Genomic DNA, 18,923 nt, shown 5'->3' with positions numbered 1-18,923 from the left:
GGAGACTGATTTATGAGTGGCCATTCCAGCTACGAGCCATCAACCGGCCTGGAGAAATGGGTCGATGCGCGCCTTCCACTGCCGCGCATGATCTATGACAGTTTTGTTGCCTATCCGGTTCCGAGGAATCTCAACTACGCCTACACTTTCGGCGCTATGCTCAGCGTCATGCTGATCGTGCAGATCCTGACGGGCGTCGTGCTTGCCATGCATTACGCCGCTGACACGACGATCGCCTTCAACTCGGTTGAAAAGATCATGCGTGACGTCAATCACGGCTGGCTGCTGCGCTACCTACACGCTAACGGCGCCTCCTTCTTCTTCGTTGCCGTTTATCTACACATCGCACGCGGCCTCTACTACGGCTCGTACAAGGCGCCGCGCGAAATCCTCTGGATCCTTGGCGTCGTCATCTATCTGCTGATGATGGCGACAGGCTTCATGGGCTACGTTCTGCCCTGGGGGCAGATGTCCTTCTGGGGTGCGACCGTCATCACAGGCTTCTTTTCGGCCTTTCCGCTGGTCGGCGAATGGGTTCAGCAGTTCCTGCTCGGCGGCTTCGCCGTCGATCAGCCGACCCTGAACCGGTTCTTCTCGCTGCACTACCTGCTGCCCTTCATGATCGCCGGCGTCGTCGTCCTGCACATCTGGGCTCTGCATGTCACCGGTCAGACGAACCCGACGGGCGTCGAGGTCAAAACCAAGACGGACACGGTTCGTTTCACGCCCTACGCGACGCTCAAGGATGCACTCGGCGTCTCGGTCTTCCTGATCGTCTATGCCTATTTCGTCTTCTACCTGCCGAACTATCTCGGCCACGCCGACAACTACATTCCGGCCGACCCGCTGAAGACCCCGGCTCACATCGTTCCGGAATGGTACTTCCTGCCGTTCTACGCCATGCTGCGTTCGATCACCTTCAATGTCGGCCCGATCGATTCCAAGCTCGGCGGTGTCCTCGTCATGTTCGGCGCGATCATCGTGCTGTTCTTCCTGCCCTGGCTCGACACTTCGAAGGTCCGTTCGGCGGTCTATCGTCCGTGGTTCAAGCTGTTCTACTGGCTGTTCGTGATCAACGCGATCATCCTCGGCTGGCTCGGCTCGCAGCCTGCGGAAGGCATCTACACGATGATCTCGCAGTTCTGCACGCTGCTCTACTTCGCCTTCTTCCTGGTCGCGATGCCGGTTCTCGGTCTGGTGGAGACACCGCGCCGCATCCCGAACTCGATCACTGAAGCGGTGCTCGAAAAGCGCAACAAGATTGCTGCGGTCAAGGCCTGAGCGAGCGACGGGAAGGAATAGAAACATGAAAAAGCTTGTTGCAAGCATAGTGTCGCTCGCTGTCACAGCCGGTGTTGCTGGTGTGGCTTTTGCTCAGGAGGCAGCGGCTCCGGCCGCTCACCATGAGGAAAGTGCTACGCCGCATTATCCGCTGAAGGAACCCAAGGAAATCGACTGGACCTTCGCGGGTCCGTTCGGCCACTACGACAAGGGCCAGCTCCAGCGTGGCCTGAAGGTCTACACGGAAGTCTGTTCCGCCTGCCACTCGATGAACCTCGTACCCTTCCGCATGCTGAGCGAGCTCGGCTATTCGGATGCGCAGGTGAAGACCTTTGCGGCCAACTACGAAGTTCAGGACGGTCCGGATGCCAGCGGTGAGATGTTTACCCGCAAGGCGGTTCCGTCCGACCACTTCCCGTCGCCCTATCCGAACGCGGAAGCTGCCGCTGCTGCCAACAACGGCGCAGCTCCCCCGGATATGTCGCTGCTCGCCAAGGCACGCGAAGTCGAGCGCGGTTTCCCGCAGTTCGTCTTCGATATCTTCACCCAGTACCAGGAAAGCGGCCCGGATTATATCTACTCGCTGCTGACCGGCTATGAAGAGCCACCGGCTGGCTTCCAGGTTCCGGCTGGTGCGCATTACAACCCGTATTTCCATGCGGCGGCTGCCTTCGCCATGCCGAAGCCGCTCTCCAACGATCAGGTTACTTATGACGATGGCTCGCCGCAGACGGTCGATCAGTATGCCAAGGACGTCTCGTCGTTCCTGATGTGGGCGTCCGAGCCGCACCTCGAAGAGCGCAAGCGTACCGGCTTCATGGTCATGGTCTTCCTGTTGATCTTCACTGTGCTGATCTATCTGACCAAGCGTTCGGTCTATGCGCGCACCGACCACTGAGAGATATCCAATCTCATCGGAAAGGCGGCTTTTCAGCCGCCTTTTTTGTTTGGTTTGACCCTGCGCAATTGATAGTGTGCGGGCGTTTTGTGCCCCTCGCAGATACGGATTTTCGATGAACAACACGCTTTCGGAGCTTGCAGCCAGCATCCGCTCCATTCCGGACTACCCAAAGCCCGGCATCATCTTTCGCGACATCACGACGCTGCTCGGCAATCCGCGTGCCTTCCGTCGCGCGGTTGATGAGCTAGTGCAGCCCTATGCTGGTCTGAAAGTCGACAAGATCGCCGGCATGGAAGCGCGTGGCTTCATCCTTGGCGGCGCAGTCGCGCATCAGCTGTCGTCGGGCTTCGTGCCGATCCGCAAGAAGGGCAAGCTGCCGCATGACACGGTGCGCATCGCCTACAGCCTGGAATATGGCGTGGACGAAATGGAGATGCACCGCGATGCCGTCCAGCCGGGAGAGAAGGTGATCCTCGTTGACGATCTGATCGCAACGGGGGGCACGGCCGTGGGCGCGACCCAGCTTCTCCGCCAGATCGGCGCGGAAGTGGTCGGCGCCTGCTTCGTCATCGACTTGCCGGATCTCGGCGGCCGCAAGAAGCTCGAAGACCTCGGTGTCGACGTGCACACGCTCGTAGAATTCGCCGGCCATTGAGCATGACAATTCCAGCAGGGCCGTTGCAGGCGTCTGCTGGAATTGCTTCTGCCGCATTACTCGAATTCGAGCACGCTGCTTTCGAAGCGGATGACCGGAATACCGTCCTGATTGACGCCTTCGCAGAGGATGCTGTTCACATGCCAGCTCGGTCGCGACGCAAGCGGGCGGCCAGAGAGAAAGGTCACGGAATAGCTGATCGTCTCGTCGACAAAGACCGGTTTCAGCCATTGCAGTTTCTGGAAGCCGGGTGAGGGGCCGAGGTTTGGCGGCTCCAGGCCTTCGCTCTTCAGCCGGCTGATCTCCGCCATCCAGTATTTGAGGAAACACTGCATCCAGGCGGCTGTCGTATGCCATCCGGAGGCGCAGAGCCCGCCGAACATGGTGTCCCTGGCCGCATCCTTGTCGGTATGAAAGCGCTGCGGATCGTATTTCCGGGCGAAGTTGAGGATCTTTTCCTCGGTGAAGACATAGGTGCCGATCTCGCTCTTCTCACCGACTGCGTAGAGTTCGGTCATTCTCATGCGGTGGCCTCCGGGCCGCCACGCATGCCGAAGATGACGGAATTTTCCGACAGGCAGACCGGTTCGCCGCGCTGGTTTTCCACCTCGTGGCGAAACTTGACGATGCCGAGGCCCGGACGTGAGCGAAGGGCACGCGCCTCCAGCACCGTCGAATGGCCGGAAAGCGTGTCGCCTGCCAGCACCGGCTTGCGCCACTCCATGAAATCGACGCCGGGTGCACCTTCACAGAGAGAATTCAACACATAGCTATCGGCCATCATGCGCATGAACATTGCCGAGGTGTGCCAGCCGGAGGCGGCAAGGCCGCCAAGGATGCTGGCACGGCCTGCGGCCTCGTCCAGATGCATGGGCTGCGGGTCGAACTCTGAGGCGAATTCGATGATTTCTGCTGCCGTCACTGCTTTCGGACCGAGCGGAAAACGCCGGCCGGGCTGAAAATCCTCATAGGCGAGCTTTTCTGCAGGCATTAGGGCTCCTCATCATAGGCAGGCCTCATTGCTTACAATAGCATCCCTGCGGGCTCAAATGATTCCGTGGGAACGAACCAGCATGACTGAACTAAGGTCGATACTCGATGAGGCGGCGCGCGAGGAGCTTATTACCGCCGAGGCCGGCGAGCGGCTGGTGCCGTTCCTGGCAGCACGCGGTGTCGTCGTCGACGCGCATGCGGCGGGGTCTTTGGAGCCGGCATGGTCGGATACAGAGACGCCGCGCTTCGTGCGGGGCTTTCACGACGTCCTTATCACCATCGGCATCCTGATCGTGCTGCCGGGTCTCTGGGGGCTTGCCTCACTCTATGCAGTGCTGCCGGCAATCCTCGTGCTCGCAGAAATCCTCGTGAAGCGCCAGCGCCTCGCACTGCCGGCTGTCGTGCTAACGCTGGCGGTTTTTTTCTGGGACCTTCCGGATGATGCTGTCGATCTATCCCTCCAATGCCGATCTGTGGCTGACAGGCGATGGCATCGATAGGTTCATCGTCGCATTTCCCGTCATCACGGGGCTTTTCTATCTGCGCTACCGTGTGCCGCTTGCGCTTGCACTTTCCATCTTCTCGGGGCTGGCCCTCATCCTCGCGCTTGTCTTCCGCCTGCTGCAATGGGCGAGCGGCGACGATGCCTTCATCCTCAACCATCCAACTCTCGTGTCGGTCATCCTGTTTGCCTGCGCCGTCGGCCTGTTCGTCGCCGCGCTTGGCTTCGATCTCAGCGACAGGCTTCGCCGCACGACGCGATCGGACGTCGCCTTCTGGCTTCATCTCGTTGCCGCACCTGCGCTGCTTTACAGCATCCGGATCTTGCTTTCACTCGATGGCGGCTGGCTAGATATCATGGACGCGAATTCCTTCAAGACGCCCGTTGTCGTCGTAATCGTCGCACTGCTGATGCTGATCGGCCTGATCATCGATCGGCGCGCTTTCGTGACATCAGGCCTGCTGACGCTGGGACTAGCGATCTATGGGATATTCCGGCAGGGGAATGCGACCGTCGATACCTATATTTTCGGAACGCTCATTATCGTCGGCGTGATCGTGCTCGTCATCGGTACGGGCTGGATGCCGCTTCGGCGCATCGTGCTGCGCGCCTTGCCGTCAGGCGTGGTAGGGAGGCTACCGCCCGGCTGAGCGGCAGCTTTGGTTTTTCTTTTTGACGCATGTCCTTATCGCAAAAACGCTGCAGGCGTTGCGCGACATGCTTATGCATCAGGTATTGAAGCGGAAGTGGATGACGTCGCCGTCCTGGACGACATATTCCTTGCCTTCGTCACGTGCCTTGCCGGCTTCCTTGGCGCCGACTTCGCCGCCGAACTGGATGTAGTCGTCATAGGCGATGGTGTTGGCGCGGATGAAGCCGCGTTCGAAATCCGAGTGGATGACGCCGGCAGCCTGCGGCGCCTTGGTGCCGCGTTCGATCGTCCAGGCGCGCGTTTCCTTCGGGCCGACGGTGAAATAGGTGATGAGGTGGAGCAGTTTGTAGCCGGCGCGGATCAGGCGGTCGAGGCCTGCTTCGTCAAGGCCGAGAGCCGAGAGGAATTCCTTGGCTTCCTCATCCGGAAGCTGGGCGACTTCGGATTCGATCGCGGCCGAGATGGTGACGGTTTCGGCACCCTGAGCCTTGGCCATCGCGGCGACGGCCTCGGTATATTTGTTGCCGGTCGCGGCATCGCCTTCGGCGACGTTGCAGACATAGAGAACCGGGTGCGATGTCAGAAGGTTCAAGCCCTTCAGAATGCCGGTCTCTTCGGCATCGAGCTTTGCAAGGAGGGTGCGGACCGGCTTGCCTTCTCGCAACAGGGCGAGCGAGGCTTCCATGATCGGCAACATCGCCATCGACTCCTTGTCCTTGCCGGTGGCGCGCTTGCGCGTCTGTTCCGTGCGGCGCTCCAGGCTCTCGAGATCGGCGAGCATCAGTTCGGTCTCGATCGTATCGGCGTCGGCAACGGGATCGATGCGGCCTTCCACGTGGGTGATGTCGCCGTCTTCGAAGCAGCGCAGCACATGCACGATGGCATCGACTTCGCGGATATTGGCGAGGAACTGGTTGCCGAGACCTTCACCCTTGGATGCGCCGCGCACGAGGCCGGCAATATCGACGAAGTTGATGCGGGTCGGAATGATCTCCTTGGACTTCGCGATGTTGGCAAGCTTCCTCATGCGTTCATCGGGAACGGCCACTTCGCCGGTGTTCGGTTCGATCGTGCAGAAGGGATAGTTCGCCGCCTGTGCTGCCGCCGTCTTGGTGAGCGCATTGAAGAGGGTCGACTTGCCGACATTCGGCAGACCGACGATACCGCATTTGAAGCCCATGGCTGAAACCTGCTGTTCTCAAGAAATCCTTGGCCGTGGCTATGGGATAAAGGAGGGGAGCGGTCAAGTCTTAGAGCGCTTTTCTCGCCGCTCCCTTGCCGTCAGCGCTTGGCAGACTTATTCTCACCTCGTGGGATTTTCCCGGCACCAGGTGTCGAAATTCTGCAATCTAAAAAGCTTAGTTAGATCGAAACCCCTTCCCATGTCATCAACGGGCGGATTTCCGATGGTTGACAACGACGTCGCCTTAAAACCCAAGACCAGGGTGAAGCCCAAGCTGGACAAGCCGAAGCTTTACAAGGTCATTCTCGTCAATGATGATTATACGCCGCGCGAATTCGTCATCGTGGTGCTCAAAGTCGTCTTCCGCATGAGCGAGGAAGCCGGCTACCGCGTGATGATGACGGCACACAAGCTCGGCTCTTGCGTGGTCGTGGTCTGTGCCAAGGATATTGCCGAGACAAAGGCCAAGGAAGCCATCGACCTTGCCAAGGAGATGGGCTTTCCGCTGATGTTCACGACCGAGCCTGAAGAATAGAGGCCCGAGGAATAGCGCATATTCTCAAGACGGCCGGCGGATATGCCGCCATCGCATTCAGTCGTCCTTGTTGCTGAACATCTTCTTGAGCATCTCGGCCATGGGGCCGATCGCCGGAAGCTTCTGCTGGCTCTGATTGCGGGCCTGATGGATATGGGATTTTGCCACTGGCTTCTTCTCCGGCTTCGGCTTTTCCTCTTCCGGCTTGCCGCCGAGCGCCAGCGCGATCTTGTTCATCAGCTGGGAATCCTCTTTGCGGACCAGCATCTCGGCATTGTCGGCGAGCGTGTCAAGCAGCGGCTCCAGCCAGTCGCTGTCGACCTTGGCGAAATCGCCGAGCACATGATTATGCACCAGTTCCTTAACGCCGGGATGACCGATACCGAGGCGCAGGCGACGGTATTCCTTGCCGCAATGGGCGTCGAGCGATTTGATGCCGTTGTGGCCGCCATGGCCGCCGCCAGTCTTCAGCCGCGCCTTGCCGGCCGGAAGATCGAGTTCGTCATAGATCACCACGAGATCGGAAGGCTGAAGCTTATAGAAGCGCATGGCTTCGCCGACCGCTTCGCCCGACAGGTTCATGAAAGTCTGCGGCTTGATCAGCAGCACCTTCTCACCCGCCAGCTCCCCTTCGGAAATCTCGGCCTTGAACTTTTTCGACCAGGGCGAAAAGCTGTGACGGCGGTAGATGGCATCCACCGCCATGAAGCCGATATTGTGCCGGTTGCCGGCATATTTCGCGCCGGGATTGCCGAGACCCGCGATGATCAGCATGGCCTGTCTTCCTTGCAAGAGCTGTTGGCGTTCACCACCGCGAAATGGCGGCAAAGTCAAGTGGCAAAGGCGGGCGTGAACGGCAGGCGGCCGATCATTTCAGCAGATGCAGACCATATTTCAGGAAGATCTGTTTCTGTTCGCCGCTGGCGATCAGCTTGTCCAGCGAGGCCTGCATGCGGGCCAGAAGATCGTCCGGGAAATTCTTCTCGCAGGCAATACCCATCGGCTGGGAGGAGAGCACGGTTACCATTTCCAGCGGCTGGTCGGCCTTCAGCTTGTCGAAATAAAGTTCGGAGATCGGCATCATGTCGATGCGCCCGCCAAGCAGCTTGCGCAGCGTGGCGTTGAAATCGCTGGCGAGGTCGAGCTTGGTAAAGCCCTTCTCCTTCAGCGTCACTTCCGTATAGTCGTCGCGCTGCGTGCCGATGACGTATTTCCTGGCGTCTTCAAGATTGGCGGCCGAGACGCCTGATCCTCTGCGGGTAATCAGGATGTTGCGGTCGACGAGAAGCGGCTCGACCCATTTGAACAAGCCGTCACGTGCGGCGTTATGAGCGGTCGCGAAAACGCAGGTCATCGGCGTCGTGCGTGCGAGACTGAACGCGCGTGCCCAAGGCATTACATCGAGCCTATAGTCGAGATTGATGTCGGCCATCACCTTCTCGACCTGTTCGACGGTCGCGCCCTTGATGACCTTTCCATCGCGGTAGTTGAACGGGGCATATTCTTCGGTCAACAGACTTACCGCCTGGGCCGAGGCAGAAGCGGCAAAGCAGGGCAGGGCAAGAAATGCAAGAAGCAACAGCTTTTTCATCACGATACCTCCCATATCCCGTCAGTTCATGAAGCGCGCGCCACATCCGAAAGCGAGTCGCTCAGTTCCTCGATCAGCTTGGCAGCGTTCTGCGGACGGTGGAACAGATAGCCCTGACCATAGTCGAGCCCCATCTGGTGCAGCGTGCCGCATTCCTCCTCCGTCTCGATGCCTTCGGCGATGACGGTGCAGTTCATCTTGTGCGACAGTGTGGTGATGCCTTCGATCAGCATGCGGCTTTTCTGGCGTACGTCATCGTCAGCATCGTTGATGGCGCGGACGAAGGACTGGTCGATCTTGATGATGTCGACCGGAAAGCGATTGAGATAGCTCAGCGAAGAGTAGCCGGTGCCGAAATCGTCAAGCGCGATGCGGCAGCCGAAACGGCGCATCTCCGTCACGATCATGCGGATCTGCGGGTTGTCGTGCATCAGCACAGCCTCCGTGATTTCGACCACGATACGATCCGGCAGGATACCATGGCGGCCGAGAATGGCGGCAAGGCGGGCGGCGAGCGCAGGTTCGAACTGCAGCGGCGAAAAATTGATGGCGAGATAGGTGTCCTGCATGCCAGGCAGACGGGAAATCTTCGCCAGATTGGCGATCGCCTTTTCCATGATGACGTTACCGACGCGGACGATCTTGGCAGTCTCTTCGGCTACGCTGATGATCTCGGCCGGCGGCATGAGACCTTTCTGCGGATGGTTGAGGCGCATCAGCGCTTCGAACCCGGCAATACCGCGGCCGTTCAGGTTCACAATCGGCTGCAGATAGGCCTCGAACCAGTCGTCGGCGAGGCCGGCTTCGATATGCGCTTCGATCTCGGCGCGGCGGCGGGCGTGGTCTAGCATGCTGCTATCGAAGATCTGTGCGCCGTTCTTGCCGTCGCGCTTCTTGGCGTACATGGCCATGTCGGATTTCTGCAGCAGTTCGGCTGCCGTCGCAGCGTGGCGAGGATAGATGGCGATGCCGACAGAGGCGCTGAGATGCATGTCCGGGCCGAAAGGGGTCTCGAAGATCGAGGCGATCTGGTCGCACATGGCGCGAGCGCGCTTTTCGGCATTCTTGGCGGGCAGCAAGATGGCAAATTCATCGCCGCCGAGACGGGCAGCTTCATCGGAGGGAGCAAGCAATGTCTTCAGCCGCTCCACGAGTTCAATAAGGGCCGCATCGCCTGCGGCGTGGCCCATATTGTCGTTGATCCACTTGAAGCGGTCGAGGTCGACGAAGAGGCAGGCAAGTTCCTGATCGGCGGCATCGGCTGCTGCGATCTTGCTGTCGAGCACGGCTTCAAAGCCTTGACGGTTCAACAGGCCGGTCAGATGGTCCGTGATCGCCTGGCGATGGTTGCGGTCTTCGGAGGCCTTCAGCTCCGTCACGTCGGTCATGACGGAGAGCGACTGACCTTCCTGTCCCTGGGTCGTCAGCGCCGACTCCATTATCAGGACATCCATGATGCGGCCGTCCATACAGACGAACTTGACGGTGACATCGCCAGTGCCGTTCTCACGCTGGCTTTTGCGCTTGATGAACTTGTCGCGGGTGAAGGGCGTGACGAGATCGGAGAAATTCCGGCCGATGACGGCGGCGCGGTCATAGCCGGTCGCAAACAGCCAGTAGTCGCTGACGGCGGTGATGCGGTCTTCTTCATCGAGGGAGAAGAGCATCGCGGGCGTCAGGTTATAGATGTCGGTGGCGCGGCGATGTGCGAACTTCAGCTCGGTTTCCTCGTTTTCAAGCTTCGTCTGCATTTCGTTGAAGCTTTGGGCAAGGCGGCCCATTTCGTCGTTCGACTGCCAGTCGACATGGTGACGGGAGCCGAGTTGGCGTGTCGCCTCGATCGCAGCCGTCAGGCGCATCAGCGGCTGGATAACGAAGATGCGGTTGCCGATGAGCGCGGTCGCGAAAACGGCCAGCACCGCGAAAATAAAGATCGAGATGAAGACGACCTCTTCTTGCTTCAGGCCGGAAAACAGGCCGAGAGCCGGATAGAAGACGGAAATGCTGCCGAGGTTTTTCGGCCCATCGACGGTGTTGTAGATGATGGCGCGGGAAACCTGAACCAGCTTGCCATCGAAGGAGCGCGGAATGGTGGATTGGCTGACGTCGAGCTGGCCCGACTGGTCGCGCACTTCAACCTTGACGATTGCGCCTTGTGAAACAACCGTCGCGCTGATCTGGGTTACACTGTCAGCATCGAGATCCCAGAGCGGCTTGGCGAGCGCCTGGGCGTTGGCCACAAGAAGAACGGAAATATGATCGCGTATTTCCTTGTCGGCGCGTTCGGAAGAAAGGAAAAGAAAAAGAACAAAAAGGGGAGCTACAAAAACAAGCAGCGCGCCGCAAACAATTGCAAAAAATCTGTTCTCAACGGAATTATTCATGGTTCCGTTTGCTCCACGGGGTCGGAATATTCTGCGGTCACGCAGCAGGGCGGGAACTTCGCGACCAGCCGAAGCATGCTTCCATGAATGTGTTAAATGTTGCTGAAATGGGCCTTATCGGCAATGAAAAAGCCCGCTTTCCTCGCGGAAAACGGGCCTTATGCTTTACAAATTGGTAGAAGCGATCAGGCTTCTGCTTCGCCTTCGGCAGCGGTTTCGTCGACGCCGGCAGCCGGAGCGATGATCGTTGCGATGGTGAAGTCGCGGTCAGCGATAACCGGGGTCACGCCCTTCGGCAGAGTGACTTCGGAAATATGGATGCTGTCGCCGATCTTGTGGCCGGAAAGGTCAACCGTGAAGAATTCCGGGATCGCGTTTGCCGGGCAGTGAACTTCGACTTCGTGACGAACGATGTTCAGGACGCCGCCGACCTTGAGGCCCGGGGACTTTTCTTCATTGACGAAGTGAACCGGGATTTCAACGGTAACCTGGGTGTTGCCGGATACGCGCAGGAAATCGACGTGCATCGTGAAGTCGCGGACCGGATCGAGCTGGTAGTCCTTCGGCAGAACCTGGTACTTCTTGCCGTCGACGTCGATCGTCGCAACGGTGGTCATGAAGCCACCGGCATGAATGCGCTTCGTCACCTCATTGGTGTTGATAGCGATGGAAATCGGGGCCTGCTTGTCACCATAGATGACAGCGGGAATAAAGCCGTTGCGGCGGAGTTCACGGGCGGACCCCTTACCAACCCGTTCGCGCGCCTCGGCCTTGAGCTCGTACGTTTCGTGGCTCATGGCTAGTCCTTTCGAGGTTATTTGGAGAGCCCGCAGCGGGCTGTAAGCCTTGTGCCGTCGGACCGGAGGCGGGCAGGCCCGTCCTCATCCGCGTTGCCTCCAAGGGTGTCTACGCGGACGCGTGGCCTATAATATAAGTGTCACGCAAACGCAAGCGATGGCAGGCTCTGTCGAGAGGACGAGTGCGCTTGGCCGCATCCGCCGATCGCGCTTCGTTGGTGCTGCGCCCTCACGAAATCGAACAGAAGGTTCCATTTTAGCTGCAACGGTGGGCTGCGACGAGGCTCATGGCTACTATTCTGTCGCCTGGCGCGAATGGAACGGCAACCGGTCACGCTCAGCACTGCGGCCTGATGCGGAGCGAGATCGGGATCCAGGGCGTGTGCGGTAGTGCTCGACAGGGTATCCGCACTCTTCCGGCCGTGATCGCAAAATAACATTTGCCCAAACGTGCCGGGTTGACACCGGAAGATATCCGATCTTCCTATGGCCGCATTAAAAGCGGCTGAGGAGAGTGTGAATGCGTCTGAAACTTGTCACGACAACGAGCCTTGTTGCCCTATCGCTGTTCGGGGCAGCGCAAGGAGGCGAGATCAATCAGGATGGAGCGAATAAGCTTCGCGACAGCCTGACGAAAGTGTTGCCTGACGATTTTGCAAAGAGCGGTTTCGTAACCGTCAACCCGGCGGGCAACCGCTACGAGATCATTTATGATCTTGCAAAGCTGCTCGGCAAGGTGGATCCGACCAAGGTCGTGGTGAACGGCTTAACGCCATGGTCGGTTTTTGCCACGCCGCTCGACAGCGGTCTGTGGAACCTTGAAGGCAATAACAGTTTCAATATCTCCGGCAACTTCAAGGGGCCGGATGACAAAGCCACGGACTTTACCTATTCGATTGCCTCGATGGTCTATGATGGTGTCTTCGATCCTGCGATCGCCTATCTGCGTTCCGGCAATTTCAAGGCCACTGACATCCGCGTCACGTCAAAGTCTGAAATGGACCAGGTCGAAGCGACATTTGCGGGCATGGACTATCGGCTCAATTCGACTGACAGCGCCAGCGGCAACGGTCGTCTCGATTTCAAGGCCAATGGCTCGCTTTCCAAGCTGTCGGAGACGGTTACCAGCCCGCAGATGCCGCCGGTCAACATCAAGGCGGATTCGATAGACTTCAATGCCAATGTCGCCAGCCTGCCGGCGAAGGAAATCCGCGATATCGTCTTTTTCATTCTGGACCATGTAGATGAGAAGGAACTCAGCAAGGAGGACGGCGAAAAGCTGAAATCAGTCCTCAAGGCGTCCTTCCCGCTATTTTCCTCGATCGATGAATCGATCACCGCGAACAACCTGATGGTCGGTACAGCCGCAGGTAGCGGTGGCGCCAAGGCCTTCGGCTATAATTTCTCCATCGCCGGGCCGAGCGACGCCGTCCGGTTTGCTTTCGGCATGAGCGCTGCAGATGTGACGCTCGACACCCCTGTCGTGCCGGCGAGCTACCACGCCTTCCTGCCGAAGAGCATCGATATGCAGATCGCCGTTCCCGACATGGATTTTGCCGCTTTCGGCGACGAGTTCATGAAGATCGATTTCTCGGCCGGCAGTAATTCGGAGGAAAGCGGCAAGCAGGCGGCCGAAAAGCTTTTCCATGATGGTGTCCTCGTCGTAGACCTGCCGAAGTTTACCGCGGTTTCCGACGTCTACGATATCGACGTCACCGGCAAGCTGCAGGGCCGCGTCGATACGCAGAAGGACTATTCGGTTCAGGCTTCGGTCCTGGCGCGTGATCTCGACAAGTCGATCGCAGCCATTCAGGAACTTGCCAAGAGCGATCCGAACCTCCAGCAGGTCTCCTTCGGCATGATGATGGCCAAAGGCTTCGCCAAGACAGACCCGGATGGCCGCTCGCGCTGGGATATCAGCGTTGCCGGCGACGGTTCCGTGGCGATCAACGGCCAGCAGATCAAGGGGCCGGATGCCGAAGAACCTGATCAGAGCGAGGATCAGGGACAGGAACCCGAGCAGGAGCAGGAACAAGGTCAGGAACCGGCACAGCCGCAATAAGGCCTTTGGGTTGCAATCTGAAAATGAAAGAAGCCGGCCCCGTGCCGGCTTTTTTCATCCGGCACCGAAGGTTCACTCGGCTTTGCTTAAGAGGGAGACGGCCGTTCATTGTGGGCCGTTGTTCAACGTCCAGATGATTCTGTGACCGTCAATAATCGGCCCTTGATAGGGCCGAGTGAAACCGGGCAGTAACAAGCATACAAGCCGAAACAAAAGAGCCGGTCGGAATGCCGGCTCTTTTAGTCGAAGAGACTCGAGACGGACTCTTCCTGGGCCGTGCGGCTGATGGCTTCGCCGATCAGCGGCGCTGTCGTGACGACGCGGATATTGTGGGCCGAAAGGACGGCCGTGGTCGGCTGGATCGAATCCGTGATGACGAGTTCGCGCAGTTTCGAGGAGGTAACGCGGGTGACGGCGCCGCCGGAGAGAACGCCGTGGGTGATGTAGGCCGTGACGCTGGAGGCGCCCTTGGCAAGCATGGCGTCGGCGGCATTGCAGAGCGTGCCGCCGGAATCGACGATGTCGTCGATCAGCAGGCAGTCCTTGCCGGTGACGTCGCCGATGATGTTCATGACTTCAGATTCACCCGGCCGATCGCGACGCTTGTCGACGATGGCCAGAAGACAGTCCAGCCGTTTGGCGAGCGCGCGGGCGCGCACCACGCCGCCGACGTCAGGCGAGACGACCATGACGTTGCTGAGATCGTAGTGGCTCTTGATGTCGCGGGTCAGCACGGGCAGGGCGAAGAGGTTGTCTGTGGGTATATCGAAGAAGCCCTGAATCTGTCCGGCGTGGAGATCGAGCGTCATCACGCGGTCGGCGCCAGCTTCGGTGATCAGGTTTGCGACCAGCTTGGCGGAGATCGGCGTGCGGCCGGAGGCGCGGCGGTCCTGGCGGGCATAACCGAAATAGGGGAGGACGGCCGTGATGCGGCGGGCTGACGAGCGACGCATCGCGTCGATCATGATCAGGAGTTCCATCAGGTGGTCGTTGGCGGGAAAGGCGGTCGGCTGAACGAGGAAAACATCCTCACCGCGCACATTTTCCTGGATCTCCACGAAGATTTCCTGATCGGCAAACCTTCGGACACTGGCTTTCCCTAAGGGAACATTGAGATAGTTGCAGATCGCTTCGGCGAGTTGCCGGTTCGAATTGCCTGCGAAAACCTTCATCTTGGTCCGCCTGTTATGCGCTGATAGCCGCGCTTTTTAGCCAGCTTCCCGGTGAATGCAAGGGCTAAGGCGTCACATACTTTTATATTTATAAAAAGCTTGTGACTAACCGCCCTGGCTTTGCCGCCAGGATGTGAATTCGGTGATCGTCTTTGAAGCAATCTGCTGCATCACGGAGGCGGGCACGCCGGCCCAGGGATCGGTCGCCGCCGTCGGCACGCTTTCCTGTCCCTGAATGCGGTGCAACCGGGCGCCGGCATTATCAAGCACGTCCCAGACATAGACCACGGTGACCTTGCCCTCATCGCTGAAAGCGGAGAGGTAGCCCTTCAGAATATAGTCACTGCTGGTGTCGTTGGAGCTCTTGATGGCAAGGCCATGAGCGCGGGCCTCCGCGCCAAGCTGGCGGGAAAGCGGGGTGACGGCCTGTACCGGAGCACCAATGATGGGCAGGAAGCGCACGGTATTGCCGCGTACCGAGGTCGATGAGGAAACTGTGGGATCAAGCGCCGCTGTCAGCGTCGGCTGCTGCGGCGCCGGTTGCTCAGCGGCGGAAGAAGGCGGTGCGAGCGACTGGCCTTCGATCGGTCCGGAGGCGGCGGGCGAAGAGCCGTCACGGGATAGCGCTTCGGCCTGGGCCTGCATGGTCGTCGGCGGAGCGCCGGTGCCGGGCCGGTAGGCCTGCGGTTGGTAGTTCGGCTGGGTTGGATAGGTCTGCTGGCTGTAGGCTGGCGTGTAGCCGTTCCGACGAGGTGCCGCCGGGAAGGTCTGTTGCGGCGCTCCAGCCATACGTTCGGCTTCGCTCTGCGTCACCGGTGTGGAGGAGCGCTGATTCATCGAGGAGTCGCCGATTTCCATCGGCGGCGTGAGCGTCAGTGCATCAGTCGTGTTGCAAGCAGAAAGCAAGGCAAGACATATCAGGAGCGTGGGCGCAGTCGCAACTCGCGTCATCCCTCGGTTCGTCCTTCCCACGTCAACATCAGCCCCGTGCGAATTTATGGGGGTGGGGGGACCTGTCTGTCAATTCCGGATTCTTGCCGGTGATTGCAGAGGTTTAGACCCCGATGAAATCCAGCGGATGGCGCGAAAGTGCACGCGGGGCTTCACCTGTCGTCAGATAGGTCTGCCCGAGGGTCATGGCTGTGCCTGTGTCGGAATCGGCGATGATCATGTGCACGAAGAGCGACATGCTCGGCTCGATCGGCTGTGGATTGCCCGCATGGAACATCTGGTGCTCCATCCAGGATGGCGAGAAGCGCGCGCCGAGCGAGTAGCCGCAGGCATTCAGGCGATGACGGGCGAGGCCGCGCTCGTCCATGATTCTGGCATGCATGTCGAAAACATCGCCGAAGGTATGGCCGGGCTTCAGCACGGTCTCAATCGCCTGGATCGTTTCGAGGCAGGCATTGTAGAGTTCTCGGTGGCGGTGCGTCGGCTCGCCGGTGACGATCGTACGCATCATGGCTGCGTGATAATGTGCGTAAACACCGGCCCATTCGAGCGTCAGCTGGTCGCTGGCGTCGAGCTTGCGGCGGCCGGCCTTGTAGCGGCAGAGCAGGGCGTCGGCACCCGAACCGATGATGAATTCATTGGCCGGATAGTCGCCGCCACCTGTGAAGATCGCAGCCTGCATGGCTGCAAGAATATCGGCCTCGTCGGCGCCAGGTTTTGTCAGACGGATCGCGGCGTCCAGCGCATCGTCTGCCAGCAGGGCGGCGCGCTCGACATAGGCGATCTCGGTCGGGCTCTTGATGAGGCGCAGGTTGCTGACGAGGTAGGAGGCGTCGATGATCTGACCGAAAGTCGTCAGCTGCGAGTCGAGCAATCGGGCAACGCGGCCGGTCATTCCATGCGTATCATATTCGACGCCGATACGGCTGCCGAGCAGGTCCATTTCGACGAGCAGGTTCTTGAGGTCCATCGTCGGGTCGGCATTGACGCGGTCGACCCAGACATGGATGTCCTCGATAACCGAGGTGTGCCGGGCCTGACGCAGGTCGGCCGAGCGGGTAATCAGCGCCATGGTGCCGTCAGCCTTGACGACCAGCGTCTGGAAGAAGCAATAGCCGAACGTGTCGTAGCCGGTCAGCCAGTACATGCTCTCCTGCGCGAACAGCAGCAGGGCGTCGAGCTTTTCTTCCTTCATCTTGTCCGTCAGGCGGGCAAGCCGGCTTGCGAATTCAGCCCGTTCGAAATGAAGTGCCATGCTGCTTACATCTCCCTGATGCTGATCGCCGAAATCTGGCGGCCGTAATCCGGCTCCTTTTTATGTGTGGTCCGCCGATAGGAAAAAAAGCGCTCGCTATCGGGATAAGTGCAGAGACCGAGACTTTCGGCGCGCACGCCCGCGTTTTTCAGTCGCTCGACGGTCAGTCCCGGCAGGTCGAACATGGCGTGACCCGCCGTTGGGGAGGGGATGAAGTAACGCTCATAGGCCGGATCATATGCAAGGAAGCGTTCGACGAATTCCGGGCCGACCTCATAACTCGCCTGGCTGATCGAGGGGCCGAGGCAGGCGACGATATTGTCCCTGTCAGCACCAAGAGCCTCCATGGCATCGATGGTGTTTTCAAGCACGCCGGTCAGCGCGCCCTTCCAACCGGCATGCGCGGCACCGATGACACGGTTTTCAGGGTCGGCGAACAGAATCGGGCCGCAATCGGCTGCAAGTACCCCAAGCGCGATGCCGGGTGTTGCCGTGACCATGGCATCTGCCTGCGGCCGATCGCCGTCATAATCCGGTCCGACGGTTACGACGTCGGGCGAATGGACCTGATGGACAGTCGCAAGCCGTTCGACCGGCAGATCGAACCAGGCGGCGACACGCCTGCGGTTCTCCTGCACATTGTCGCGCTCGTCATGCGAGCCGAGGCCGACATTGAGGCCGCGATAGATGCCTTGGGAGACGCCGCCTGCGCGAGTGAAATAACCGTGGCGGATCGTACCGCCGGCCGCTTCGTTCAGCAGCGCGCTTTCGATCGGTGCTGGAGAGGCCGCGTCTGTCATGTGATATTCCGTTTTGGGAAAGGGATCGATGTTATCCTGGCCGGATCTCATCCGGCGAAGCGGTGTCATTTTGCAGCGGATGTTGGCGAGCGCAACGCTGGCTGTCAATCCACCGGACGGAACGGCATCAGGTCGATCGCCGGATAGGAGACGGCGAGCACCTTGAAGAGTTCGCCCATGCGGCCTTCACCCGCACCGGCAAGCCGATCGACGGCGCTCCGGATGATCTGCTGTGTGTGTGGTTCCCGGTCGCGGCCGAGGGCTGCGGCGCGCTCGAGAATGCCGAGGCCGGTCAGGAAGTCGCCCTGGTGCAGTGCGCCATTAATATGCACACCGGTGGAGGCTGCCGTCTCCGCCAGCTGCTGGAAATCGACATGGCTTGTGAGGTCTGCTTCGCCGGGATGGGCGAGTGGCGGATCGAATTCGTGCATTCGCACGGCCTGCAGCGTGTCGCCGAAGCCGGTGACGAGATGCCCGTAGTCTATGGCGAGCGCCGTGCCGCTAAAAGCCCGCAGCCTTTCGCAGATGGCACTCATGACTGCCTGGCGCGCAGGCGAAATCTCGAACAGCGTCCCGACAGGCACGTTCTGTGCAGGCCCAGGCAGCAGCGCCGGATCGACGCCGGCGACACCCGCCGCAAAGGTCAGTTCGCCATCGGCGTCGAGGCCGACCAAGCGCTCGCGAAAGCCGGTCGGCGTGCGAACAAACTGGCGGATCGGGATCGCATCGAAGAGTTCGTTGGCGACGATCAGCGTGAAGCCCGGCGGCACTTCGTCAAAGCCGTCATGCCAGCTGACCTTGCCTTCGTAGGCTTCGAGCGTCTGGAGCTGGACATCGCGCAGGCGTTCGCTGGTCTCGACGAGATGGATCGTCATGTTATCGAAGAGCGGCGGGGCGATGCGCGAGATCACCCGCAGCATATCGGACATCATCGTGCCGCGGCCTGGGCCGATCTCGACCAAGCGAACGCCGGATGGCGTTGAATGGCGCTGCCAGGCGTGAACGACGAAGACGCCGATCATTTCGCCGAAGAGTTGACTCACTTCAGGTGCCGTGACGAAATCGCCCGAACGGCCGAAGGGCTCACGGGTGCGGTAATAGCCGTGTTCGGGATCGGCAAGGCACAGCGAGAAATAGTCAGTGACACTGATCGGCCCGTTTGCCTGGATGATCGACTTGATCTTTTCGCCCAAAGCGGTGGTCATGGCA

General features: G+C 59.6%; 18 protein-coding genes and 1 pseudogene. 7 read left to right on the top strand and 12 right to left on the bottom strand.

Features of this window, described 5'->3' with window-relative positions:
- The first annotated feature begins 12 nt into the window (after window positions 1–12).
- The 3 genes from FHT78_RS04705 to FHT78_RS04695 all read left to right on the top strand — a co-directional run bounded on the left by FHT78_RS04705 (window position 13) and on the right by FHT78_RS04695 (window position 2,837).
- Window positions 13–1,281, top strand: a complete 1,269-nt coding sequence (locus FHT78_RS04705; protein WP_183741123.1) for a cytochrome b N-terminal domain-containing protein — start codon at window positions 13–15, stop codon at window positions 1,279–1,281.
- A gap of 25 nt (window positions 1,282–1,306) precedes the next feature.
- Complete coding sequence (locus FHT78_RS04700) at window positions 1,307–2,179, top strand: cytochrome c1 (protein WP_183741121.1); 873 nt, start codon at window positions 1,307–1,309, stop codon at window positions 2,177–2,179.
- A 115-nt stretch (window positions 2,180–2,294) separates the two neighbouring features.
- Entirely contained in the window at window positions 2,295–2,837 is a 543-nt protein-coding gene (locus tag FHT78_RS04695) for an adenine phosphoribosyltransferase (protein WP_007824424.1), read from the top strand.
- A 56-nt stretch (window positions 2,838–2,893) separates the two neighbouring features.
- Here FHT78_RS04695 and FHT78_RS04690 read toward each other — a convergent pair whose 3' ends face one another.
- Together FHT78_RS04690 and FHT78_RS04685 are read right to left on the bottom strand one after the other, a co-directional pair.
- Window positions 2,894–3,361 (bottom strand): MaoC family dehydratase, encoded by a 468-nt coding sequence (locus FHT78_RS04690; RefSeq protein ID WP_183741119.1) that lies wholly within the window; start codon window positions 3,359–3,361, stop codon window positions 2,894–2,896.
- Entirely contained in the window at window positions 3,358–3,828 is a 471-nt protein-coding gene (locus FHT78_RS04685; RefSeq protein WP_183741117.1) for a MaoC family dehydratase, read from the bottom strand. The genes FHT78_RS04690 and FHT78_RS04685 overlap by 4 nt, the downstream gene beginning before the upstream one ends.
- A gap of 82 nt (window positions 3,829–3,910) precedes the next feature.
- Between FHT78_RS04685 and FHT78_RS04680 the strand changes: the two are divergent.
- Window positions 3,911–4,982, top strand: a pseudogene (locus FHT78_RS04680) (hypothetical protein).
- Between the two features lie 78 nt (window positions 4,983–5,060).
- Here FHT78_RS04680 and ychF read toward each other — a convergent pair.
- Window positions 5,061–6,164, bottom strand: coding sequence for a redox-regulated ATPase YchF (ychF, locus tag FHT78_RS04675; RefSeq protein WP_183741115.1), 1,104 nt, complete (start codon window positions 6,162–6,164; stop codon window positions 5,061–5,063).
- A gap of 226 nt (window positions 6,165–6,390) precedes the next feature.
- On the opposite strand from ychF, the gene clpS reads away from it, so the two are divergent.
- Window positions 6,391–6,702, top strand: coding sequence for an ATP-dependent Clp protease adapter ClpS (gene clpS / locus FHT78_RS04670; protein ID WP_183741113.1), 312 nt, complete (start codon window positions 6,391–6,393; stop codon window positions 6,700–6,702).
- Between the two features lie 57 nt (window positions 6,703–6,759).
- Here clpS and pth read toward each other — a convergent pair whose 3' ends face one another.
- From pth to FHT78_RS04655, 3 genes are all read right to left on the bottom strand, one after another.
- On the bottom strand, window positions 6,760–7,476 hold the full coding sequence (gene pth, locus FHT78_RS04665) for an aminoacyl-tRNA hydrolase (protein WP_183741111.1): 717 nt from the start codon (window positions 7,474–7,476) through the stop codon (window positions 6,760–6,762).
- 94 nt (window positions 7,477–7,570) lie between these two features.
- On the bottom strand, window positions 7,571–8,293 hold the full coding sequence (locus FHT78_RS04660; protein WP_183741110.1) for a transporter substrate-binding domain-containing protein: 723 nt from the start codon (window positions 8,291–8,293) through the stop codon (window positions 7,571–7,573).
- Window positions 8,294–8,319: 26 nt separating this feature from the next.
- Entirely contained in the window at window positions 8,320–10,560 is a 2,241-nt protein-coding gene (locus FHT78_RS04655; protein WP_348644718.1) for an EAL domain-containing protein, read from the bottom strand.
- Here FHT78_RS04655 and FHT78_RS29230 point away from each other — a divergent pair.
- Window positions 10,549–10,764: a hypothetical protein gene (locus tag FHT78_RS29230; RefSeq protein ID WP_246715167.1), complete on the top strand. Its 216-nt coding sequence runs from the start codon at window positions 10,549–10,551 to the stop codon at window positions 10,762–10,764. The genes FHT78_RS04655 and FHT78_RS29230 overlap by 12 nt on opposite strands.
- Before the next feature lie 98 nt (window positions 10,765–10,862).
- Here the strand turns inward: FHT78_RS29230 and FHT78_RS04650 are convergent, their stop codons facing one another.
- Window positions 10,863–11,474, bottom strand: coding sequence for a 50S ribosomal protein L25/general stress protein Ctc (locus tag FHT78_RS04650; protein ID WP_183741106.1), 612 nt, complete (start codon window positions 11,472–11,474; stop codon window positions 10,863–10,865).
- Between the two features lie 520 nt (window positions 11,475–11,994).
- Between FHT78_RS04650 and FHT78_RS04645 the strand changes: the two genes are divergently transcribed.
- Window positions 11,995–13,536: a hypothetical protein gene (locus tag FHT78_RS04645; protein WP_183741104.1), complete on the top strand. Its 1,542-nt coding sequence runs from the start codon at window positions 11,995–11,997 to the stop codon at window positions 13,534–13,536.
- A 239-nt stretch (window positions 13,537–13,775) separates the two neighbouring features.
- Here the strand turns inward: FHT78_RS04645 and FHT78_RS04640 are convergent, their stop codons facing one another.
- The 5 genes from FHT78_RS04640 to FHT78_RS04620 all read right to left on the bottom strand — a co-directional run bounded on the left by FHT78_RS04640 (window position 13,776) and on the right by FHT78_RS04620 (window position 18,919).
- Complete coding sequence (locus FHT78_RS04640; RefSeq protein WP_183731561.1) at window positions 13,776–14,708, bottom strand: ribose-phosphate pyrophosphokinase; 933 nt, start codon at window positions 14,706–14,708, stop codon at window positions 13,776–13,778.
- Between the two features lie 105 nt (window positions 14,709–14,813).
- The gene (locus FHT78_RS04635) at window positions 14,814–15,659 is read right to left on the bottom strand and encodes a hypothetical protein (protein ID WP_183741102.1); all 846 of its coding nucleotides are present in this window, start codon (window positions 15,657–15,659) and stop codon (window positions 14,814–14,816) included.
- Window positions 15,660–15,762: 103 nt separating this feature from the next.
- Window positions 15,763–16,914, bottom strand: a complete 1,152-nt coding sequence (locus FHT78_RS04630) for a Xaa-Pro peptidase family protein (RefSeq protein ID WP_183741100.1) — start codon at window positions 16,912–16,914, stop codon at window positions 15,763–15,765.
- A 5-nt stretch (window positions 16,915–16,919) separates the two neighbouring features.
- Window positions 16,920–17,714, bottom strand: a complete 795-nt coding sequence (gene pgeF / locus FHT78_RS04625; RefSeq protein ID WP_183741098.1) for a peptidoglycan editing factor PgeF — start codon at window positions 17,712–17,714, stop codon at window positions 16,920–16,922.
- A 104-nt stretch (window positions 17,715–17,818) separates the two neighbouring features.
- Window positions 17,819–18,919: a class I SAM-dependent methyltransferase gene (locus FHT78_RS04620; RefSeq protein WP_183741096.1), complete on the bottom strand. Its 1,101-nt coding sequence runs from the start codon at window positions 18,917–18,919 to the stop codon at window positions 17,819–17,821.
- Window positions 18,920–18,923: the final 4 nt, after the last annotated feature.

Origin of the sequence: Rhizobium sp. BK196, from assembly GCF_014193255.1 — a bacterium.
Classification (GTDB): Bacteria; Pseudomonadota; Alphaproteobacteria; order Rhizobiales; family Rhizobiaceae; genus Rhizobium.
This window is presented reverse-complemented; position numbering and strand designations above follow the sequence as displayed.